This window comes from Alteromonas sp. WD8-37, assembly GCF_055326825.1.
The window spans coordinates 604,185-626,539 of sequence record NZ_JBUZOV010000001.1; the positions used below are offsets into that span (position 1 = coordinate 604,185).

General features: G+C 51.3%; 22 protein-coding genes. 13 read left to right on the plus strand and 9 right to left on the minus strand.

Annotated features, from left to right (window positions below):
- Window positions 1-3 precede the first annotated feature (3 nt).
- The 3 genes from ACTUJZ_RS02725 (at window position 4) to ACTUJZ_RS02735 (ending at window position 2,491) form a co-directional block, all read left to right on the plus strand.
- Entirely contained in the window at window positions 4-465 is a 462-nt protein-coding gene (locus ACTUJZ_RS02725; protein WP_463634724.1) for an Mpo1 family 2-hydroxy fatty acid dioxygenase, read from the plus strand.
- Between the two features lie 122 nt (window positions 466-587).
- Window positions 588-1,667, plus strand: coding sequence for a sensor histidine kinase (locus ACTUJZ_RS02730; RefSeq protein ID WP_463635231.1), 1,080 nt, complete (start codon window positions 588-590; stop codon window positions 1,665-1,667).
- The gene (locus tag ACTUJZ_RS02735; protein WP_463634725.1) at window positions 1,664-2,491 is read left to right on the plus strand and encodes a LytR/AlgR family response regulator transcription factor; all 828 of its coding nucleotides are present in this window, start codon (window positions 1,664-1,666) and stop codon (window positions 2,489-2,491) included. Before ACTUJZ_RS02730 ends, ACTUJZ_RS02735 begins: the two co-directional genes overlap by 4 nt.
- Before the next feature lie 11 nt (window positions 2,492-2,502).
- Here the strand turns inward: ACTUJZ_RS02735 and ACTUJZ_RS02740 are convergent, their stop codons facing one another.
- A complete protein-coding gene (locus ACTUJZ_RS02740; protein ID WP_463634726.1) occupies window positions 2,503-3,501 on the minus strand; it encodes an ATP-dependent 6-phosphofructokinase in 999 nt (332 codons plus the stop codon).
- A 142-nt stretch (window positions 3,502-3,643) separates the two neighbouring features.
- On the opposite strand from ACTUJZ_RS02740, the gene ACTUJZ_RS02745 reads away from it, so the two are divergent.
- The 3 genes from ACTUJZ_RS02745 to ACTUJZ_RS02755 all read left to right on the plus strand — a co-directional run bounded on the left by ACTUJZ_RS02745 (window position 3,644) and on the right by ACTUJZ_RS02755 (window position 6,396).
- Window positions 3,644-4,486 carry a DUF6279 family lipoprotein gene (locus ACTUJZ_RS02745; protein WP_463634727.1) on the plus strand — a complete coding sequence of 281 codons (843 nt, stop codon included), beginning with the start codon at window positions 3,644-3,646 and terminating at the stop codon, window positions 4,484-4,486.
- A gap of 85 nt (window positions 4,487-4,571) precedes the next feature.
- Entirely contained in the window at window positions 4,572-5,765 is a 1,194-nt protein-coding gene (locus ACTUJZ_RS02750) for a GAF domain-containing sensor histidine kinase (protein WP_463634728.1), read from the plus strand.
- Window positions 5,766-5,838: 73 nt separating this feature from the next.
- Window positions 5,839-6,396, plus strand: coding sequence for a hypothetical protein (locus ACTUJZ_RS02755; protein WP_463634729.1), 558 nt, complete (start codon window positions 5,839-5,841; stop codon window positions 6,394-6,396).
- Here the strand turns inward: ACTUJZ_RS02755 and ACTUJZ_RS02760 are convergent.
- On the minus strand, window positions 6,393-8,030 hold the full coding sequence (locus tag ACTUJZ_RS02760) for a response regulator (RefSeq protein ID WP_463634730.1): 1,638 nt from the start codon (window positions 8,028-8,030) through the stop codon (window positions 6,393-6,395). The genes ACTUJZ_RS02755 and ACTUJZ_RS02760 overlap by 4 nt on opposite strands.
- A 138-nt stretch (window positions 8,031-8,168) precedes the next feature.
- On the opposite strand from ACTUJZ_RS02760, the gene ACTUJZ_RS02765 reads away from it, so the two are divergent.
- From ACTUJZ_RS02765 to ACTUJZ_RS02775, 3 genes are all read left to right on the plus strand, one after another.
- Window positions 8,169-8,645: a VC2046/SO_2500 family protein gene (locus tag ACTUJZ_RS02765; RefSeq protein WP_463634731.1), complete on the plus strand. Its 477-nt coding sequence runs from the start codon at window positions 8,169-8,171 to the stop codon at window positions 8,643-8,645.
- A 91-nt stretch (window positions 8,646-8,736) separates the two neighbouring features.
- Window positions 8,737-9,732, plus strand: coding sequence for an oxygen-dependent tRNA uridine(34) hydroxylase TrhO (gene trhO / locus ACTUJZ_RS02770; protein WP_463634732.1), 996 nt, complete (start codon window positions 8,737-8,739; stop codon window positions 9,730-9,732).
- Between the two features lie 65 nt (window positions 9,733-9,797).
- Window positions 9,798-10,040: an EF-hand domain-containing protein gene (locus ACTUJZ_RS02775; RefSeq protein ID WP_463634733.1), complete on the plus strand. Its 243-nt coding sequence runs from the start codon at window positions 9,798-9,800 to the stop codon at window positions 10,038-10,040.
- A 107-nt stretch (window positions 10,041-10,147) separates the two neighbouring features.
- On the opposite strand, the gene ACTUJZ_RS02780 is transcribed toward ACTUJZ_RS02775, so the two are convergent.
- From ACTUJZ_RS02780 to ACTUJZ_RS02790, 3 genes are all read right to left on the minus strand, one after another.
- On the minus strand, window positions 10,148-11,497 hold the full coding sequence (locus ACTUJZ_RS02780) for a DEAD/DEAH box helicase (RefSeq protein WP_463634734.1): 1,350 nt from the start codon (window positions 11,495-11,497) through the stop codon (window positions 10,148-10,150).
- 105 nt (window positions 11,498-11,602) lie between these two features.
- Entirely contained in the window at window positions 11,603-12,262 is a 660-nt protein-coding gene (locus ACTUJZ_RS02785) for a CoA transferase subunit B (protein WP_463634735.1), read from the minus strand.
- 1 nt (window position 12,263) lies between these two features.
- The gene (locus ACTUJZ_RS02790) at window positions 12,264-12,971 is read right to left on the minus strand and encodes a CoA transferase subunit A (protein ID WP_463634736.1); all 708 of its coding nucleotides are present in this window, start codon (window positions 12,969-12,971) and stop codon (window positions 12,264-12,266) included.
- Between the two features lie 109 nt (window positions 12,972-13,080).
- On the opposite strand from ACTUJZ_RS02790, the gene ACTUJZ_RS02795 reads away from it, so the two are divergent.
- A complete protein-coding gene (locus ACTUJZ_RS02795) occupies window positions 13,081-13,971 on the plus strand; it encodes a LysR family transcriptional regulator (protein ID WP_463634737.1) in 891 nt (296 codons plus the stop codon).
- Here the strand turns inward: ACTUJZ_RS02795 and ACTUJZ_RS02800 are convergent.
- Window positions 13,968-14,486, minus strand: a complete 519-nt coding sequence (locus ACTUJZ_RS02800; protein ID WP_463634738.1) for a DUF421 domain-containing protein — start codon at window positions 14,484-14,486, stop codon at window positions 13,968-13,970. The genes ACTUJZ_RS02795 and ACTUJZ_RS02800 overlap by 4 nt on opposite strands.
- A gap of 161 nt (window positions 14,487-14,647) precedes the next feature.
- Here ACTUJZ_RS02800 and ACTUJZ_RS02805 point away from each other — a divergent pair, with 161 nt between their 5' ends.
- From ACTUJZ_RS02805 to ACTUJZ_RS02815, 3 genes are all read left to right on the plus strand, one after another.
- Complete coding sequence (locus ACTUJZ_RS02805; RefSeq protein ID WP_463634739.1) at window positions 14,648-15,493, plus strand: hypothetical protein; 846 nt, start codon at window positions 14,648-14,650, stop codon at window positions 15,491-15,493.
- Window positions 15,494-15,667: 174 nt separating this feature from the next.
- Window positions 15,668-16,879, plus strand: coding sequence for an NAD(P)/FAD-dependent oxidoreductase (locus ACTUJZ_RS02810; protein ID WP_463634740.1), 1,212 nt, complete (start codon window positions 15,668-15,670; stop codon window positions 16,877-16,879).
- A 192-nt stretch (window positions 16,880-17,071) separates the two neighbouring features.
- Window positions 17,072-18,298, plus strand: coding sequence for a cation:proton antiporter (locus ACTUJZ_RS02815; RefSeq protein WP_463634741.1), 1,227 nt, complete (start codon window positions 17,072-17,074; stop codon window positions 18,296-18,298).
- A gap of 88 nt (window positions 18,299-18,386) precedes the next feature.
- On the opposite strand, the gene ACTUJZ_RS02820 is transcribed toward ACTUJZ_RS02815, so the two are convergent.
- From ACTUJZ_RS02820 to ACTUJZ_RS02830, 3 genes are all read right to left on the minus strand, one after another.
- Entirely contained in the window at window positions 18,387-20,528 is a 2,142-nt protein-coding gene (locus tag ACTUJZ_RS02820; protein ID WP_463634742.1) for a prolyl oligopeptidase family serine peptidase, read from the minus strand.
- Between the two features lie 232 nt (window positions 20,529-20,760).
- Complete coding sequence (locus ACTUJZ_RS02825) at window positions 20,761-21,519, minus strand: hypothetical protein (protein ID WP_463634743.1); 759 nt, start codon at window positions 21,517-21,519, stop codon at window positions 20,761-20,763.
- Window positions 21,520-21,593: 74 nt separating this feature from the next.
- Window positions 21,594-22,298, minus strand: coding sequence for a sensor histidine kinase (locus ACTUJZ_RS02830; protein ID WP_463634744.1), 705 nt, complete (start codon window positions 22,296-22,298; stop codon window positions 21,594-21,596).
- Between the last annotated feature and the right edge of the window lie 57 nt (window positions 22,299-22,355).

Sequence of the window (22,355 nt, forward strand, 5' to 3'; positions counted from 1 at the left end):
ATTATGCGACAAATTGAACACTTACTGGCGCGGTACGGCGAAAGCCACCAAAACCGTACCAATATTGCCATTCATGCCATTGCTGTACCCAGCATCTATCTGGTAACGCTGGGGCTGATCTATGCCGTGCCTGTGCCGGAGTGGCTGTCGGCAGCCCAGGTAACCTGGGCTCACCTGCTGGCGTTGCCGGTGCTGTATTATTATTTCAGATTGTCCGGTCCCATCGGCGCAGCCATGACATTGCTAACCCTGGCATGCTTTGGCGTCATCGCGGGCTTAGAAGCGTTGGGGATCAGTGTCTGGCAATTTTGCCTGGCACTGTTTGTAGTGATGTGGGTATTGCAGTTTATCGGACACAAAATTGAAGGCAAAAAACCCTCCTTTTTAGAAGATTTGCGCTTCTTACTGGTGGGGCCGGCCTGGTGGTGGGTGCACTGGCTTAAGCGCATGAATATAGGTTACTGATTAGTTTGCCATCATTTTGCGGCTAACTGCGACCAGCCGTACAACAGATACGATTAAGCTGGCCAGGTAAGTGGCGGTTTATGCGTATAATTGCAAGCAGTATGGAAAAAACCGGTAGCAATGTGAGCCGTTGGCAGCAAACCTTTGAAAGCAACGAACGCTTGTTCTGGACCCTGCACAGCATGGGCTGGGCAGGCTTTGCGCTGATTTATTATATCGGCTCGTTTTTGCATGATGTGCGCCCGATCTGGGTGTTTATTATTATGCTAAATGCCTATGCAGGCTGGCTGCTCACCATTCCATTGCGCTATGTTTTTCGCCGGGCGCGAAAACTGGCACCGCTAAAGATGCTCGGTGTGGTGTTGCTGGCCTGCTATATCATCGCATTGTTATGGGCGGTGGTGAAAAACATCAATTACTGGGAAATCTATAAACACGGCTATCGGCCCGATGCCTGGTACATGTATTTTACCAATACCATCAATTCGATGATTATGGTGGGCTGTTGGTCCGGCATGTATTTTGGCATCAAAAACTTTCAGATGCTGCAAAAAGAAAAACAAAATGCGTTGAAGGCCAGCACCATGGCGCACCAGGCGCATATCAAGATGTTACGCTACCAACTTAATCCGCATTTTTTGTTTAATACTCTCAATGCAATTTCAACCCTGATTTTACTTAAAGAAAATGACACCGCTGAGGCGATGGTGTCTCGGCTGAGCAACTTTTTACGCTATTCGCTGGATAATGACCCTATCAAGCGAGTGCCACTGAGCCAGGAAGTGAAAGCATTAAGACTATACCTGGATATAGAAAAAGTGCGCTTTGATGATCGATTGGAAGTGGACTGGAATATTGACACGGGCTGCGAAGATGCCCTGGTGCCCAGCATGATTTTGCAGCCATTGATTGAAAATGCCATAAAGCATGCCATATCTAAAATGGAGCGGGGCGGCAAAATTGCCATTTCGGCCCGCAGCTTTGGCAATGATTTACTAATGGATGTGGCTGACAACGGCCCGGGTGCCGATATACAGGATGGCCAGTTATCCCGCGAAAATGGCGTGGGGCTGGTGAATATCCGCGAGCGCCTGCAGTCGCTGTATCAGCGCAACTTTGCCTTTTCAATTGAGCATAATCAGCCCACCGGCGTGAGGGTACGATTACGTATCCCCTATGAAGTAAAAGAATCCAAATTATGAGTGAACACATTATACAAACTATCATTGTGGACGATGAGCCGTTAGCCCGCCGGGGTTTGCGTGCACGCCTGGAACGTTATGATGATGTGTCTGTGGTCAGTGAGTGCCAGAACGGGCTGGATGCGGTGGGAGCTATTTCCCAGCATCGCCCGGACCTGGTGTTTTTAGATATTCAGATGCCTGGCCTGAATGGTTTTCAGGTAATTCACAAACTGCGGGAGCTGAATCAGCCCATCCCGTTGATTGTGTTTATTACCGCCTACGACAGCTATGCCATTAAAGCCTTTGATGTGCATGCGCTGGATTATTTGCTTAAACCGGCCGACGATGAGCGGCTGGTGGAAGCCTTGAATAAAGTACGCGAGCATTTGTCGAGCCAGCAACAGGATGTGCAGTCCCGTAAACTGGCCAGTTTGGTAGCGGACCTGACCGGTGATGATTGCGAAGAAATTTTACGAAAGCTGGCTAGCGGCGAAGCCATCGATACCAAACCGTACCCAGAAGTGCTGGCCATCAAAGATGGTTCCGAAGTGACCCGGGTGGCTGTGCAGGATATTCAGTGGATTGATGCTGCCGGCGACTATATGTGTGTGCATGCGCTGGATGGCATGCATATTATGCGTAAAACCATGAAAGAGCTGGAACAAGAGCTCAACCCGCAATGGTTTGTGCGGGTGCACCGCTCGGCCATCGCCAATATTCGTTTTGTTAAGAAGCTGGTCAGTCATATCAGTGGTGAGTACCACCTGATTTTACAAAATGACACCGAACTTAAAGTCAGCCGCAGCCACCGTGATAAAGTCAAGGCGGCAATGAAGTTGTGACCCTGCCAGCGCTATACATAGCGCTGGTTCATCAAGGTTTGCATGGTGTCCACCGACGCGGTGTCCAGTGATTTACTGTTTTCCCAGGTCTGGGATAAGGGCACTGTAACCACAGCATGATTGTGGATGCCGACCATCACGTCAGTGTCTGGCTTTCCCACCAGTGACACTGCATAGGTGCCCAGTTTAACCGCCAGCAGCCGGTCCTGACTGACTGGTGAGCCGCCACGCTGCACATGGCCTAAGGTGACCGGGCGCACTTCCATCTTACTTGCATGGGCCAGCTGGTCACACAAATCATGGATCCCGCCAGGCCAGACATTTTCAGCCAGCACGATAACGTAACTGACCGCGCCCCGTTTTTCCTGACGCTGGGTGATTTGCCGGGTGATTTGCTCTAAGCATTCTTTAGGTTCAGTAAACAGTTCCGGCAAAATAGCAAAATCAGAGGCAGAGGCCAGGGCGGCATTCAAACCCAAAAAGCCGGCATGACGGCCCATCACCTCCACTAAAAACACCCGGTCAAAGGCATCGGCGGTATCGCGCACCTTATCAATCGACGACATGGCGGTTTCGATGGCGGTGTAGTAGCCGATGGTCGCATCGGTACCAGCCACATCATTGTCGATGGTGCCGGGGATCCCTAAAATCTGCCCGGACCACATATCAGCCAGAGCGTGAGCCCCGCGAAATGAGCCATCCCCACCGATAACAATCAGTGTATCAATGCCGGCGGCAGTAAGATTATCGGCCGCCTTCTGCCGCCCCTCTGGGGTGCAAAATGGCTGACAGCGGGCACTATGCAGCAAGGTCCCGCCGGCTTGTAAAATGTTATGCATGCGCTCGCAGGTCAGAACCTTACTTTGATTTTCCAGCAAGCCGTTGTAGCCGCGTAAAAATCCCGATACCTGATGACCAGCACGGTCAGCTGCCAGCACAATAGCCCGCAGGCAGGCATTCATACCCGGGGCATCGCCGCCGGAAGTCAACACCCCAATGTGTTTGCTCACAATTTGAAACCTTTTTGATCAATATTAATGGCAAAATTTGTATATGCTACAAATAGCTTAGCGTACACGCTGATACTTAAACCGCTGGCCAGCGCACGGTGCGCCGGTTAAAACCACCTTTAAACTCATTTCAGGAAGATGCATGAAAAAGTGGCTGTTAATTGTTTTCGCTAGCCTGTCGATAATGGGCTGCTCCTCGAAATTAGCTTACGACAACCTCGACTGGCTGATCTATTGGTATATGGACGATTATGTGGAGCTGTCGGATCACCAGGAAGACAGATTTGATGCATATTTAGCCCGCTGGATTGACTGGCACCGCAGTAAAGAATTGCCAGCCTATCAGGAGCAGCTACAGCAACTGCGGGCGCATATTAAAAATGATGCTCTGGATAAACAAACCATTGCCTATCATCTGGAGCAGGCCCGTCAGCACGTGGAAACCCTGCGTGTCAAACTGGCCCCGGATTTGGCCGAACTGGCCAGTGAGCTGACCGATGAGCAGGTTATTTATTTATTTGCGGCACTGGAAAAAGAAAATCGTGAGGAAGAAGAGGAAATTCTGGAGCGTCGCGACAAAAGTGCTGCTGAGCTAAAAGAAGATCTTATCGAGCAGGTCGAAGAGGAATTCGAAGACCGCATGGGAGATTTGACCGATACTCAGGAGCGGATTATTGGCCGCTATGCACCGCAGTTTCAGCGCTCCGGTTTACTGTGGATTGAATACCGGCGTGCCATTCAAAATGCGGCGCGGCGTTTATTCATCCAGCGCGACGATAAAGCCCGCTTTGTCGACAAGATGACCCGCCTGATGATGGAGCCTGATGCGTATCGCAGCCAGGAGTACCTGGCATTACGCGAAAGCAATCGCGCATTGTCGCTGGAGTTGACTACTGAGCTGGTACAAACCTTAAATGCCGACCAAAAAGCGCATCTACTGGACAAAGTGGATAACTGGCTGGAAACCATAGAAGATTTGCGGTGATGTGTAGCAGACTAAGGTCGACCTGTACAGGCAGAGACCGTATACTTACGCTACCATTTTTTTCATCGTAGTTCAGGCAGCAGGTATGAACCAAGCTCACCAGCAGGATGTGCAGGCGATACAGTCCATAGACGCTGTGCCACATATAATGCAGATGATCGCAGATGCGACCAACTTACGCTTTGTCTGTGTGGCTAGAGTCACTGACACCACCTGGACCACCTGTGCTGTGCTCGATAACATCGAGTTTAATTTACAGCCGGGTGACGAGCTGGACATCACTACCACGATGTGTGATCAGGTGCGGCGCTCTTCTAAGCCGATCTTTATCGATGAGACCGCCACCGATCCAGTGTATCACGATCACCCGGTGCCAAAAATGTTTGGTATCGAAAGTTATTTTTCGTATCCGATCTATTCCAGCGAAGGTGAATTTTTTGGCACACTGTGTGGCCTGGACCCCCTGCCTAATAAAATCAAAACCGATAAACTCAAAAGCATGATCAGCTCTTTTGCCGGGCTGATTTCGTGCCAGATTGACAGTGGCAAGCGTCTGGCTTCGATGGAGACAGCCTTATTGGATGAGCAACAAACCGCTAAGTTACGCGAGCAATACATTGCGGTGCTCGGCCACGATTTGCGCACCCCGCTTTCTTCTATTTCAATGGGGATCGAGCTGTTAAAAGAACACAGTGAAGGCCAGGCTGCAGCAGTGCTGTCCAAGATGGAGTCCAGCTCCCGGCGCATCTCACGTTTGATCAGTGATGTGATGGATTTTACCCACGGTAAAATGGGCAGTGGGATCCCGCTGACCTGTACCACCACCGACAAGCTTGCCTATTACCTGAAACATACGGTATCGGAGCTGGCCAGTTTATATCCTGACCACAGTGTAGAAACCGATATCACCATCAGCGGTCGCTTTTTTTGTGACCCAGCGCGCATCTGTCAGCTGTTGTCGAATTTACTGGTCAACGCACTGGTGCATGGCGATCCGGCTCAACCGGTGCAGGTCAGCGCCTGGCTGGAACAAGATAGTTTGCATCTTGAAGTTGCTAACGGCGGCACACCCATCCCAGATTCAGTAATGCGTCATATCTTTGAGCCATTCTGGCGCGAAGCCGGTCAGCGTAATGCCAAAGGGTTAGGACTGGGGTTATTTATTGCAGCGGAAATTGCCAAAGCCCACCAGGGGGTACTGACAGTGGGCTCTGACGAGCATGAGACCCGCTTTACCTTTCGAGCCGACCTGACGCCGGAGCACACCTCCACAGCTTGATGGTGCAAAATTTGTACGCTTAGACAGATCTCGCACTATACTCAAAGTACAGGCAGCGTACAGATGTAGCACCATGAGTGAACAAATTATTTATCATTTTTCCCGCAACCGACAGCACCAGGCCGAGATTCTGCGCAACATTGCTTTGTGCTGTCTAACCTACATTGGCGGCCTGATTGTCTTGTGGTATTTGGCTGAGCTGCCAGTCTCCAGTGGTTTTGTGATTATCTCCTCATCCATTCTTGCTGCCATCGCTGCGCTTTTCATCGCACTGATTGTCTGGCTCAAATTACATCCGGCAAAATTTGAAATCTGTCTGACCCAACAAAATTTTTCGTTATTTTACCCGGACGATCCGCAGCGCAGCTTTTGTGTGCCGGTAAAGCATATCCGTTGTTTTGAATATCGCCGCAATATGTCACCTAAAGGGCCGGGGTTATTGCATAAGGGCCTGGTGACTCTGGATGGTAAGTTTTATGAATTATCGACCCACTATGGCTGTAGCCTGCGTGAAGTAGTGCAGGCAGTCCAGCAAATCAACCCGGAAGTAACGCTGGAAAAAAGCGTCAATATCCAAATGCCGGCGGCTTTACGTTCTTTGCAGCATGCAGGGCGCAAAAAAGCAGTTTAATTCAACAGCGCGGCCAACTCGTCTTTTAAATCGTCGAACTTTTCCTGATGATGGGCCCGTAAGGGCGTATCCCGCAGCCATTTGTTCAGCCGGCGGCATTCGGCAATCAGTTCGGCAGAACAGGCCCCTTGTTGCTGATGCAGCTTCAAAATACACTGGATCAGATTAAGTGCTACGCCGGTATTTACCGGAGCATGCTCCTGGGCCAGACTAAATTCCACTCGGGCATCTTCATATTTGTTTTGCTGATAAAGCGCTATGCCCTGGCGGTTGTGCTTCAAATACAAGGCATGTCTGGCGCTGGCTTGCTGCGCACTATGTTCAATGGCGGCCAGGCCGGGCGCGTCCAACTGACTGTGGCTGTCTTTGGCCTGCGCCAGCAACGGCTGGGCTTCATCGTATTCACCCAAATCTAGCATGACTTTTACCAGATCGGGCACATACACCGGCGGGCACTGGTCATAGCGGCTGGCGATATCATCCTGAGAGTCATACAGGGCCTGACGTGCATCCTGCAGTTTACCATCTATGGTGGCTACCCGGGCCATCATCATCTGTTCAAAAATAGTCAGGTCGACATCGTCTTTTAAGCGCTGGACCACTTCATCGTTACGACCGCGCTGCAAATGAAGTATGGCATCCTGCTGATAGCGATTTCGGATCCGTTTGTCCTCGGCAAATTCAGCCACATCCAGCATACTGCGAATATAGCCGCACCAGTAACCAATATGTTGATGCACACTGCGCTTGGACAACTGCCAGATGGCCCCGCTGGCTGTACTGGCCAGTTCGAAATCACGGTGCTGGCGCGCAATATCACAGGCAGTAAGGTGACGGGGCAGGGAATAGGGCGACAACTTGATGGCCTGGTTGATCGCCTCGATGGCAGCAGCCCCATCGTCTTTGGCCATGCGGGCCCCGGCAATAATGTCGTAGGCATCGGCACTAAAGCGATTTTGCTCCAGCACGTTATCACATAATTGCAGAGCCTGGTCTGGCTCTTGTAGGTACAAATAAGTGCGGGCTAAGGCAATCTGCATCCATTGCGACTGGGCCTGCCCTTGGTAAGGGGCCAGCACATCCCGAGCTTGTTCATATTGTTGAGTTTGCCAATACAGTTCGGTCAGTAACAATTCCACAGTGTGTGTGTAGCTGCCCGATTCGGCCAGCAACGCCTGGCAGGCAGCTATCGCAGTAGGGCGATCGCCTTCATCAATTGCACGAAACACCGGTAGCAACGCCTGACGCTTTTTCCATGCCCGGTTGAGCCGGCTTTTAAGCTGCGCCTGGGAAAAGGGTTTGATCAGATAATCATCCGGGCGCCGCTCAATGGAGCCTAATACCACAGGCCGGGCACTGTCGGCGCTGATAATGACCACCACCGCACTGGGCGGGATGAGCTGGCGGGTACGCAGTTCTTCAACAAACTCAAAGCCATTTTTTTGATCAGCGCCCAAATGCAAATCGGCAATGACCACATCAAAGGCTTGCTTGCGGCACACCGCCAGGGCTTTTTCGGCTGATGACTTGGTCACCACTTCGGTGGCACCCATGGAATTCATTAACCCGCGTAGCAACAATAAAAACGGGCGCTGGTCTTCCACAATCAACACCCGTTTATCAGCATAATTCATACATAAGCTCGTACAACAAAACAGTCCTTTTTGTTCTCAGAATGCCGTTGGTAAGCGGATCAGTACCGAAAGCCGACAGTCTGTATTAAAGATTTTAGCGGCAAAACCGATATAACCCCAGAGCAGCAGGAGAAATTTGTGACACAGGCAGTATCGCCCGAATCGGTATTTAAAGGCAATCTGGATTGGCACGGTCAATTGAACCGGGCTACCGGGGATCCGTCACAATTTGCCTTGTTTCTGGCCATGCACCTGCAACCCGGTGGTGAGGCCGCACGGTTTGCGCCCGATCCGGCACCCCAGCAACCGGCCAGCTTACCGGCCAACTATTACCGGCGCGCGCCGCACACAGCAAGCGCCGGTATCGACGCGGTTAATCGCTACAGCCAGCTAGTGGCCAGTGGTGACACAGCCAGTCTGATGCTGTGGCGGGCCATGCATCCCGACCCGCTACACAGCCATGATAACCCTGGTCACTTAACCCCTGAGGTTGTGGCGAACTGCAGTTATGCCACCCAGCGCCGCCTGCAACACACGCTGGCCACAGCAGCGGTACCTACCGATCCGAGCCTGTTGGATGACATTGTAAAAAGCTCGAGCGCCTTGCTGGCCTAGGCTGGCCTGGCCATCAGCGGCATTTTTTGCTATATTCGCCGCCGCAATTTGCACTGGTTTTACGTTCCAACTCGCAAAGGTTATTCAATCTATGTCTCAATATGTTGTCTGCGCAATGTACAAATTTGTTGCGCTGGAAGATTTTAAACAATTACGTGCGCCGCTTCAGGCCAAAATGGAAGAGCTGGGTATCAAAGGCACCCTGCTGCTGGCAGTTGAAGGGATCAACGGTACTGTGTCAGGCACCCGTGATGCCATCGATGGCTTACTGGCCTGGCTGAATCAGGATGCCCGTATTAATCCGATCTCAGTAAAAGAATCGCTGCATGAAGAACAGCCGTTCTACCGCACCAAGGTCAAGCTTAAAAAAGAAATTGTCACCATGGGTGTGGAAGGGATCGACCCACGCAAGACAGTGGGTAGCTATGTGAAGCCTAAGGACTGGAATGCACTAATCAGCGATCCTGAGGTATTTGTGGTCGATACCCGTAACGATTATGAGATTGATATCGGCACCTTTAAGCACGCGGTGGACCCTAAAACCAAAACCTTCCGCGAGTTTCCTGATTATGTAAAACAGAATATGGACCCGTCTAAGCATAAAAAAGTGGCCATGTTTTGTACCGGTGGCATTCGCTGTGAAAAATCCACCGCCTATATGAAAGAACAGGGCTTTGAAGAGGTCTACCATTTAGAAGGCGGTATTCTGCAGTATCTGGAAGATGTGCCGCAGGAACAGTCGCTGTGGGAAGGTGATTGCTTTGTGTTTGATAACCGGGTGGCGGTGAATCATCAGCTGGAAAAAAGCCAGTATGAAGCGTGCTATGCCTGCCGCCTGCCAATTACCGAAGCAGACAAACAGTCGGCTCAGTATGAAGCTGGAGTTAGCTGCCCGCATTGCTATGGTACCCACTCTGAAGAGCAACTGGCGCGGTTTCGTGAGCGTGAAAAACAGGTGCAGCTAGCCAAGCAACGTAATGAAGAGCATGTGGGCACCGAGGCCCGCGAAGCCATGGAAAAGCGCCGTCTGCAAAAAGCGCAGGAACAGCGTGAACGCGCCCTGCAGGCAAAGCAAAAAGAAGCATAGACAGCCAGCATTGAGGGCGTTACACTGAATTTATTGTATTTAGCCGTGAGTAATAGGGATAATCAGTGAACGCCCAACTTTCAGAAGAAAAAATTGCTGAAATAAAGAGCGATTTTAGTTTTTTCGACCGCGATGGTAATGGTCAGATTGACCTGCCGGAATTTATCGAACTTTTGACAGTGTTGTCGCCCAAAACCAAAGCCAGTCATGTTGAAGAAGGCTTTAAGCTAATCGACAGCAATGATGACGGCTACATTGATTTTGACGAGTTTCTTTCCTGGTGGCAGGAAGGCTGGTGGGAATATTAAGCTAGTCTGTCTAGATATCAAAAAGCCTGCAATTGCAGGCTTTTTTTGTGGGTGCAGTTTTTTTTAGGTGAATGTCTGGCGCCCAGACGAAAACTGAGCGCCAGTGATCAATTTTCGTCTTCGTCATCCTGATCAAGGGATGGGTCCACCTGCTTTTTACGCTTTATCGGCAGATTGCCCACATCTTCCCCAGCCGTGGTATCCACCCGGCGCTTACGGACCGGCTGACGTTTTGTCGCCGGGCGCTGAGCCTGTTTGGCTGAAGACTCGGAATCCGTCTGCGGCGCCGAAGTACGTTTGGGCTTTTTGCCGGTAAACTTAGCCGGCAGGATTTCGTGACTGGTGGCTTCCAGCGCATAGTCGACCTGATCCCGGATTGCCTCAAAGCTACGCCAGTCTCGTGGCCCGACCAATGAAATGGCGGTGCCTTTATGACCGGCACGGCCGGTACGGCCAATTCGGTGAATATATTCATCGGCTTGCTTGGGCAAATCATAGTTAAATACCAGGCCAACCTTACGCAAATCCAGGCCACGGGAAGCCACATCGGTGGTGACCAGAATCGAATGCTGGCCACGGCTAAATTCACTCATGATCTGGGCGCGTTGGTTTTGCGGTAAATCACCACGCAAAGCAATCGCCTCACGATGATGGGCATTAAGCAGAGCACACAGCCGGTCAGTGTCTTCGCGGGTAGCAGTGAACACGATAGCCTGATTGTAGTCTTGTTCATCCAGTATCTGCGCCAGCAGAGCATCTTTGTGCTCCACATGATCGGCCAGCACGATATGCTGTTCGATATCCTGGTGCGCGGCACTGGCCTGGCCCACCGCGATACGCACAGGTGCGCGTAATAACGAGCGGCTCAGATGCGCTAGCTCCAGGTTATCCAGCGTGGCCGAAAATAACATGGTCTGCCGTTTACGGTGATCGGCATACTGATTGATGATATTTAGCTGCGCAGCAAAACCTAAATCCAGCATACGATCAGCCTCATCAAACACCAACAGCTCCAGGCCATTTAAGAAAAAGCTTTTATCCAGCAGATGATCAGCCACTCGTCCGGCAGTGCCCACCACAATGGCCGGGTTTTTACGCAGTACATTGCACTGAGTATTATAATTTTCACCACCTACCACCAGAGCACAGCCGATGTTCAACTGGCTGGTCAGGCTTTTAGCTTCCACGTACACCTGCTTAGCCAGCTCCCGGGTTGGCGCCAAAATCAGTGCCCGCGGATCCTTTTTACTCAGCGCTTTTTGGCTGAGTAAGCGGTGCACCAGCGGGATCAAAAATGCCAGAGTTTTGCCTGAACCCGTTTGCGAGGACGCAATGATGTCTTTGCCGCTGATAGCCGGCGCTATGGTTTGTTGCTGGATCTCGGTCAGAGTCTCAAAGCTTTTTGCCTGCAGCTTGGTAATGATTTTGTGATGAACAGGAAGATCGCTGATGTGCAAGAGTGCATGCCTTTTAATAAATAATGGGCACATTATCCCTGAAGGCGGGGTGAAATTAAAGGAGCAAAAGCGCGGCCGGGCGCTGCTGCCGGCCGCATACGGTAGCTACTGTACCTGCATTTCGGGAATGTCGCCCTCGGCCACCAGTTTCCCTGCGGTTTTTTCGCGAATATCATCCACTGACACACCCGGTGCCCGTTCCTGCAAATGAAAAGCGCCGTCTTTGACTTCCAGCACTGCCAAATCGGTGATAATTCGGGTAATGCAATTAACCCCGGTCAGCGGCAGCGTACATTCTGGTAGCAATTTGGAATTGCCGTGCTTGTCAGCGTGGGTCATGGTGACGATGATATTCTTGGCGCCGGCCACCAAATCCATCGCACCGCCCATGCCTTTGACCAACTTGCCCGGAATCATCCAGCTGGCGATGTTGCCATGCACATCCACTTCAAACGCGCCTAGCACGGTAAAATCCACGTGGCCGCCACGGATCATGGCAAAACTTTCAGCAGAATCGAAGATAGAAGCGCCCTTGATGGCAGTGACCGTTTCTTTACCGGCATTGATCATGTCAGCATCCACTTCAGCCTCAGTAGGGTAGCGACCCATTCCCAATAAGCCGTTTTCTGATTGCAGCATGACCTGTACCCCGTCCGGCACATAGTTTGCCGCCAGCGTCGGAATACCAATACCCAGGTTAATGTAGCTACCGTCTTTAAATTCCTGCGCTACACGCATTGCTATTTGTTCACGGGTTAAAGCCATGTTAGCGCTCCTCCTTTGCCAGTACTTTACGCTCGATGCGTTTTTCAAATGTGCCCTGAATCACCCGGTCAACATAAATGCCCGGCGTATGGGTGTGGGCCGGATCCAGTTCACCAGGCTCAACAATTTCTTCGACTTCTACCACAGTAATTTTGCCGGCAGTAGCTGCCATCGGATTAAAATTGCGAGCGGTATGCCGGTACACACAATTGCCAAAGCGGTCAGCTTTCCAGGCTTTGACGATGGCAAAATCGCCGGTAATGGACGGCTCCAGAATATATGGGCGGCCGTTAAATTCTTTCACTTCTTTGCCTTCACCCACGGGCGTACCATAACCGGTGGCGGTGAAAAACGCCGGAATACCTGCGCCACCAGCACGCATCTTCTCTGCCAGAGTGCCTTGCGGCGTCAGTTCCACTTCCAGATCGCCGGCCAGCAGTTGCTTTTCAAACAAGGCATTTTCGCCCACATAAGAAGACACCATTTTTTTGATTTGGCGGTCTTCCAGCAGCACGCCCAGGCCAAAACCATCCACACCGCAGTTGTTAGAAACCACTGTAAGATCTTTGGTGCCCATTTTTTTTATCTGGCCAATCAGGCCTTCCGGGATCCCGCACAGCCCAAAGCCGCCGGCGATGATCGTCATACCGTCGGTAAGGCCTTCCATCGCCGCTTCATAACTGGTGACGACTTTATCGAAACCTGACATGTGACGCTCCTTATGCATTGTTTTTAAAGGTGAGTTAAGAGTATCAGTGCTTGATAAAATTTTGTAAAATTAATTTTATATCAATATTAATAAGATAAATTTATCAATTATGGCCATCTCTTATCGCAACATGCTGGCATTTTTGCGGGTCGCCGAATCGGCTACTTTTGCTGAGGCGGCAGAGAAGCTCCACCTGACCCAGCCCGCGCTGTCCAGTGCTATCAAAAAAATGGAAGAGCAGTTGGGCGGCAAGCTGTTCAGCCGCAGCACCCGGCGCGTGCAACTGACCCCGGAAGGCCAGACCTTGCTGCCCAGTGCCCGGCGGCTGGTGGATGAGTGGGATGAAACCTTCGAAGAAATGCAGAATCTGTTTGCGGTGCGCCAGGGCAAGCTGACCGTAGCAGCAATGCCATCGTTTGCCGAAGCCCGTCTGCCAGCGTTACTGACCCGCTTTCATCATCAATACCCCAATATCCGGCTGCGTATTCTCGATGTGGTGATGGAAGCCACCATCAATAGCGTGCTGGCCGGCCAGGCCGAAATGGGCTTTACCTTTGAGCCGCACAATACCGACGGCCTGGTGTTTACCCCCTTATTTAGCGATGCCTTTATTGCTGTGCTTTATCCGACTCATCCTCTGGCCAGTGCAAAAACAGTCAGCACCCGCCAGTTATTGCAAAGCCCGTTTGTGGCCATGAATCGTGGCTCTTCAATCCGTCGCTGGACCGATGAACTGGCCAGCGCGCACCAGGCACCGGTGATTGTGGCAGAAGCCGGTCAGCTCGGTTCGGTGGGCCAGTTAATCGCCAAAGGGCTGGGGGTGTCGGTGGTGCCACAGTTGTGCCAGGCGCAAATGCAGCGCAACGGCCTGGTTTGCCTGCCTCTGGCCGACCAGCCACTGGTGCGGCAGGTGGGCATGATAAGGGCCAGCCGCAACAGCATGTCGGTGGCCGCGCAGGCGCTGTGGGCGCAATGCCTGGAAGAGCAGGGCAACGACTAATCCGGCATTTTCACCCCCGCCAGTAATTTGCTTTCACAGTTATCCCCATGCAGCACAGAAATATCGCCGGTGGTTTCCAGGATAACCGCGCGCACCTGAGACAACTCGAGCACATTGGCTTCGCGTAGTTTGGCAATCACATCGCTTTCGGCCACTCGGGTTCGGGATAGCGCATCGTGCAACATCACACCATCACGCATCAGGAGCACCGGGGCGTTTTGCATCACAGCTTCAAGCTTATCCGAAGATTTGCGTACGCGGGCAGTGGTGTATTGCACTAAAAACAGCGCCGCCATGGCCACAACCGCCTGTAAAAAACTGTGCCAGTCACTGGCCTGACTGGCATTGGCCAACAATGAACCAATGGCAACGGTCATGACAAAGTCAAAGCTGGTCATCTTGGAAAATGACCGCAAGCCGTTGACGCGTACCAGTATTACCACCCAGATCATGGCGACTGCGGTTAATAGCAGGCCTCGGAGCAGGGTGTCAGCTGTAGCATCTGTAATAAACATAGGTGCCTTTGTTCAAAACAAAGAAGTGGATACGCTGTTTGCTGACAATTTGACTTACAAACATCATCTTCTTATTAGCTCAGGCTGTATAGATAAGTCTGATACAACTGTCGCAATACTTTGTCATACAGACCGGGCAGAGCTCGAATCGGGGAGCAACTATGAAAACGGTTATGGCCGACTCCAGGGAAGAGCCTTCTGGCTCACCTTTAGGTGAAATTAATGCAGCTTTTCACAAGCTTTATAACGAGCAAAAAGAAAAAGTTAAAAAGCAGGTTGCGCAGGGCGAAGTGGTGATCGTTTGCCGCATGGATAATCGTTTGCTGGCGAGAAAAGGCGACGACACACGCGAATTTCGTATCAATGGCGATTATTATCATGAGCTTAAAGCTCTTGCGCATACCACACTGGCAGCGTTCTATACTCTGCTCAATGCGCCTGGCGCGAGCTCAGTTGAGCGTGTAAGCCGCTGGTGTGAACAGATCAAGACAGACCATGTTTCGGCAGTCGCTGCCCAGGTGGTTTCGCTGACTGAGCAATTGCTAAAACAGGTAGGGAATGAAAAAGCGCTACCGCATACCACAATCCAGTGGTACCAGCAGGCATTAGAGCCCGTGTATGCCGAATTGCTGATGCTGGCCGCCAGAGATGAAATGAATATGCTGGTGCGAACCTTGAACCAGGTCAAAGAGCAGTATGATTGCACCAGCAGTAACATGTTTTTAGTTACCCTTGGCGGTCATCAACCCCGCTATAAAGAATTATCGACCATGGTGTTTACCCGATGGTTCTCTAAGCAGTATGCGCACATTGTAGATACTGACCATTATGTCCGCTACTGCGAAGGCGGAGACAGTCTGGACGATGCGGTTGACCTGGTTATCACTGCGATGACCGATCGCAGGCTGGCCAACTCTATGCTGGGCACAGCCAGTGGCCTTAACCAGGACGTACTGGGTATCGTGGCCCAAAAAGCCATCGACAATTATTGGCCGGGCAGTCAGTAAACTGCCAGGTGTAGCGCGTCAAATCAGACAAAAAACAAGCCCTAAGAATCAAGGGGTAGGGCATACAAAAATAAAGTTTTAGTGAGTGTGAACACTTGTCTCAGACGGACTGTATTGAATGCAGGAAAAACCAGGTCCGCACAAGAAGCTGCGGCATTTTTATCGAGACAATGTATGGATTTACACTCAGGTCAGTGTTATTGGCCTTTACAGTCTGGCCGGCTGCATGCTTATCCTCAGCTGACATCAGATACAGACTGTGATGTTGTTATTATTGGTGCAGGGATCACCGGCGCGCTGCTCGCGGATCAGTTTGTTAAAGAAGGCGTCGATGTGGTGGTGCTGGAGCGCCGCGACATCGGCAGTGGCAGTACCAGCGCCTCCACCGCTATGCTGCAGTATGAAATTGACACCCATTTAACTGAATTGATTAAAACCAAGGGCCGGGATCAGGCTGAGCGTGCGTACTGGTTGTGCTGTGATGCTATCGATGAGGTAGAAACATTGTGCCGGTCATTACCAGTAGATTGTGGTTTTAACCGTCGCGGCAGTTTTTATTTTGCCTCGGATGATGATGATATCCCTGCCATGGAACAGGAGTTTGCAGCCAGAAAAGCTGCCGGCTTTAATATCGAGAGGTGGGACAGTCATGAGATCGCCAAGCGCTTTAACATTGACGCTAAATTAGGCCTGTATTCTCACCATGGTGCTGAGGTGGATCCCTATCTGCTGGCCCAGCTGTTATTGCAGCGAGCCTACCAGGGGGGCGCACAAATTTTTACGCACACTACCGCCAGCGCCATTGAACACACTGCATCAGGTGTTGCAGTGACCAGCGAAAAGGGCCATTGCGTACACGCTAAAAAAGTGGTTTTTGCCAATGGTTATGAAGCGCAGGATTATTTGCAACAAAAGGTGGTGGATTTAAAAACCACCTATGCGCTTATCACTGAACCGCTCGCGCATTTTAACGGCTGGCATGAACGCTGTCTGGTGTGGGAGTCGTCGCGCCCCTATGTGTACCTGCGCACCACAGCTGAAGGTCGGGCCATTATTGGTGGCGAAGACAGCGACACGCCGTCGGCTGAACATCGCGATGCAGTGTTTGCCCAAAAATGCCAGCGTCTGGAGCACAAATTCGGCGAACTGATGCCTGATATCCCTATGCAAACTGCCCATCGGTGGGCCGGCGTGTTTGGAGAAACCAAAGACGGCCTGGCTTATATCGGCGAAACCGATGAGTACCCCAATGGCTATTTTGCGTTAGGTTACGGCGGCAATGGCATTTTATATAGTGTGGTTGCGGTCAAGATCCTCACCGACCTGTATTTTGGCCGGCCCAATCCGGATGCTGACTTGTTTAGTTTTACCCGGCACTTAAAGTAACGGCACCCCGGGTATTTAATTCCTTCGCCATCCCGGCGAAGGCCGGGATCTCCTTGGGTTACCTCTGCAGCCTACCACTACCATCTTTTTCAGGCTTGCCATGGCTGGTGGGAGATCGCGGCTTTCGCCGCCATGACCGGTAACAGCGCAGACATGGATCTTCTTGCCTATACTTGTCTCAGCAATTCACACTTGGCAGAGCACAGCACCATGCTGGTAGAAATCATTCAGATCATCCTGATGTTCGCCGGTTTGGGCATGTGTGCATTAATCATTGCCCGCTTTGTGCCATTGCCCTTCTCTTTGATATTGGTCATCACTGGCTACCTTTTTTCGCTTATTATTGAGCCACTAGATATCGATACCGGGATACGAGCCCATAATTTTCAGTCGTTGATCATGTTTGGTCTGCTGCCCATTTTGATCCTAGAGTCTTCCTTAAGCCTTGACCTGAATAAATTTAAACAGTTTTTTCCCACAGTACTCACTCTTGCCACCCTCGGTTTTATTCTGGCTACCGTCATTACCGGCGCCATTTTGTTTGTTGGCATTAATCATCCTGGCTTTCCACTGATCGCTGCTTTATTAACCGGCGCTGTCGTTTCGGCCACCGATCCGGTTGCCGTGGTGACCCAGCTAAAATCCTTGGGCGCCCCCAAATCGCTGGAAGTGCTAATAGAAGGAGAAAGTTTATTTAATGATGCCACCGCCATTGTATTATTCAGCGTACTGCTGGCGGTGGCACAACAACAGGTCGACGCCGATATTCTGGCCGCCACCGGCACTTTTCTCACAGTGTTTTTTGGCGGAATATGCCTGGGCGCACTGGCAGGCTGGGGCGCTGCGATGATCTCCCGGGTGATAGTACTCAGTGCGCCGCATCTGGCATTACTAATGATTTTAATGGCTTACGGTTGTGTGCTGGTGGGCGAGCACATCTTGCACGTATCCGGCATTCTGGCGGTGCTGGTAAGCGCACTGGTGTTCAAACAATTTGCCTGTACCCAATACCGCGATTACGCATCTGCATTGCAACATGTTATTGAGTCACTGGGATTTCTCGCCAACACGTTTGTATTTTTGCTGGTAGGGCTGGTGATTCATATGGATATGTTCACCTCGATGTGGGTTTCCATACTGCTTGCCATCGCTGGCATCACAATCGCACGGGTGCTTTCGGTGTATGCCTCGACAGCGTTAACCCGGGTTGTGTTTGCACAGCCAATAGATAAAAAGTACCCGCCGGTGATGATTTGGGGCGGCCTGCGCGGCGCGGTGACCATCGCTTTAGTGCTTTCCCTGCCCACCACCTTGCCATACTGGTATACCGTCCAGTCCATTGGTTTTGGGGTGGTGTTATTTACCCTGATTATTCAGGCTACCACTACTGGGTGGCTGGTGCGCAAACTTAATCTTTAACCAGGCTGCCCCTGTTAGCCAGCTAGAGCATATAAAAAAGGGCAACATTGCAGTTGCCCTTGCCTTTTCCTTTGCGCTGGCTTGCGCGTTAATGCGGCTGCGGCAGCTCAGTTGGTTCGCTTTCCTGCGTGGGCGCGTATTTCTCAAACCACGCCAGGATATTTTCCACCTTAGCAATCATTCGTGAAGGCTTACCAGCAATCCCGTGCGGAGACTCAGGCACCTTGACCAGAATTGAGTCCACCCGTTGCAGTTTTAATGCCTGGTAAAACTGCTCAGTCTCCGACATGGGCGTTCGTTTGTCTTCCACCCCGGTGATGAGCATGGTGGGGGTAGTGACATTACCTACCAGCGACAAGGGAGAGCGTTTCCAGTAATGCTCCATTTCTTCCCACGGCATGCCTGGCATCTGGTAAGGAATTTGATACAGCCCGGAATCAGCGGTCAGCACCTTGGATAACCAGTTGATAACAGGCTTGGCCACCACCGCTGCCCGAAAACGGTCAGTCAGACCAATGGCATAGGCTGCGGCGATACCGCCGGCAGAACCGCCGGTAATATACAGCTGCTGCGGGTCGACCAGACCTTTATCAATCAGTGCATCCACGCCAGACATATGATCGGCAAAATCGTATCTTGAGCTGTATTTGCCTTGTAATAACATTGCAAATCGTTCGCCATAGCCGGTACTGCCGCGGTGATTGTCATAAAACACGATGTAGCCTTCGGCTGCCATGCGTTGCAGTTCAGCAGTAAACACCGGGCCATAGGCCAGATTGGGCCCGCCGTGGATCTCCAAAATCAGCGGGTACTTTTTACTGCTGTCATAGTCAGGCGGCAAAATATACCAGCCCTGAATTTCTTCGCCATCAATGGACGAGTTGTACACAATCTCTTTAACCTCGCCCAGCGTCTTGTGGCCGAACACATCTTCGTTGAGCGCGGTTAACTGCTTTTCTTCACCATGACTGACAAACAGATCTGCGGGTCGGTGGGCGGTACCTTTGGTGTAGGCCACAATATCATCCACGGCATGGAAGGTGCCGAAGATATACGGGCGACCTATGGTAGTGCCACTGATGCCACGGGCAATGGTCTTTTTGTTCCCCGACAGGGAGGTGTAGTTCACCTGGATCATGCCGCGCACGGCTTGCTGAAAATACAGACCGTCAGCGTCTTTCCAATAAAAATTTGACACTGTATTGTCGATATCGGCGGTTAGGTTGGTGTGCTCTGTGCCATCAGCGTTCATCACATACAAATAGCTGTTGCGGTACATCACCTTCTTATCATTACGGCGTGAATAGGCCACATGCTCGCCATCTGGAGAGACCACTGGCGAGGACTCATTGCCCGGAAAATCCGTGATTTGTTCAATATTGCCAGCCATATCCACGGTGAAAATATCCGCCTCTACCGGCTCGTATTCCCACTCATCACTGCGGTTAGCAGAAAAATAAATCTTTTGTGCGTCAGCGGAAAAACTTAAATTGCCGCCATGGTGATAATTGCCCGAGGTCAACTGTCGAGCGGTACCACCATCGGTGGGCACAACAAAAATATGGGTATAGGCCGGATCTAATACCCCTTTACCATCTGCCTGGTAGCGGGCCTTGGTAATGTATTTAAATTCCGGCGACCAGTTGGCGCCTTCTGGTTTTGGCGGCAGCTTAACCTCTAAGGGCGTTTCTTTAACATCCACACTCATGGTGAAAGCGATGTATTTGCCATCCGGCGACCACGTAATGTTGCCGGGTGCTGCAGTGACATTGGTGACCAGCGCGGTTTGCCCGGTGTCCATCCAGCGGATATACAGTTGCGGTTTACCCTCTTTATTGGACAGATAAGCCAGCCGCTTACCATCCGGTGACCAGCGAGGCGAGAAAAAATTCTTTTTGGAAGACAGCAATGGCCGATGGCTTGAACCGTCGGTGGCGGCTAGCCAGATATTGGAGCGAGTGCTGTCTGTCATCACATCGTTAGAGCGTCGCTCATAGGCCACCCACTCACCATCGGGTGATACCTGCGGATCACTGACATACTCCAGGTCAAAAATATCTGCGGGCTGAAAATGCTGGTGGTCAGTGGTGTCTTCTGTGTTTGTTTGAGCGGGCGGTGCGTCTGCCCAGGCTGGGCTGGTGAGCCCGGCCAGCAAGCTGATGGCCAGATAGTAAGTAAGTCGCGGTACAAAACGCGCGCGCCTTGTTGTTGCAAATGTGCGTGTGATCATGGATCCCCTTATCTTGTTGTTTTGTTAACCCATCATATGAATATCTGACCCGCAGCGGGAAAAAATCCGATGAGTCTGGCCTGACAGACGATAAACACCCAATTGGCAGTAAAGACGTGATAAATGGTCAGAGGATAAGGACTTTTGGCTGTGCAGGCCGGTTACGGGCCAGCCTGGACACAGCAGGGTGCAGGGTTAGCAGAAGGGGAAAAGCAGGTTTACTAACCCGGGGTTACCATTTTTTCTTGGGCGCAAACAATTCATCCAGTTCATCCCGTTCGGCTTCTTTGCGCTTGGCCCGGTCCTCGGCATTGACGGATTTTAGATTGTCCTGGATCTCTTCCAACCAGGTTTTGAGCATATCGATACGCCCGGTGATGTATTCGTCCCGCTGGGTCTGGTTGTCCAGTGCAGCTACGGCTTTTTCAAAATACTGACGCGCCGAGCCCAGCATGGTGGATTGCATGGCATTACGGCCACGTTTGATCAGCGTTTCCACATTGGTTTTTAATTGCAGGCGCTCCAGCGCTTTGTCTTCTTCAATAAAAGTACGGGTGTCGACCTTGCCCTTTGAATGTTCTGAACGCAGCAGGGTGCGCAATTTTTTAACCGCCTGGATATACTGGATAATCATCTTATCATTATCCGGCAGGGTAAATTCAGCCATGGTGCTGCCGTCTGGCACTTCATTGTTTACCCGTTGCTCGGCATCGGTCAGCCGCTGCTTTAGATCGTTACTGGTATTGCCGGCTTCACTGATAGCTTTAAGCGCCCAGTACACCCGGGTGTGCAGGATATGCTCCAGGCGGCCTGATACAGGCATATTGCTGCAGGCCATAATCACATTTTCGGTTTCATCCACAATGGCACGGTGCTTGGCCATCTCGGCGCGGCGCTCAGCCTGCACTTTGGCCCGGTGTTGCTGAAATGCATTGATAAAAATCGCTGCAATGAATAAGACCACTATCAGTATTATTATTATCGGGAACATGGTTATGTTTTTCCGTTCACGTGTTGTCCAGCCATCAGCCCGCGGCTTTGGCGTTAATGCTTTTTTGGATAAGTTTACGGTATTTTTACGGTAAACACACTTCCGCCAAGCTGGCCACCGTTGGCCAGCATAATTTCACCAGTCCGGCTGTCACGGGTATGCGCCGTAGCAATCAGGCGGGCAAAAAACAACCCCAGCCCGGTGCGTCCCTGGCTGACGGCAAAGCTGGCCAGGTCCAACTGGCTCTGCGCCAGCATCGACGGTGGGTAGCCGCTCCCGTCGTCCTCAACCCTGATAGTCAGCCCGTCGGCATCGCGCCAGGCCGATAAAATAATGCGCTGCTTGCCATAGCGCAGGGCATTTACCACAGCATCGTTGACCAGCATATAAATCAGCTCGCCGTCTAAATACCAGCACAACTCTTCATCGCAGTGCACCTCCAGCTCAAAGCCGCGCTGGCGCACCGATAATTTTACTGCATCACACACATCTTCACACAAATCGGCAATAAAGTGCTCATCCACTGTGATGGGCAGAGCGGACACCTGGGAACGATACAAAGATAAGATTTGCACCAGGCTGGTGTTTAACCGGCTGGCTTCATAGTGCACATCGGCTACCTGGTGGCTCATGCTGTGATCATCTTCAGGAATACTGGCTGACAGGGTCTCAATCGACTGCAACAACAGGCACAATGAATTTTTCATGTCGTGTACGGCTGCTGCCAGCACAGAGGAAAAATCGATATTGTGGGCAGACTTAGGGGCAAGCTCTGGCATAATGTTTTCGTCGAACATCCATGAAGGCATATGCTAGTATTCACCAAAACTGAACAT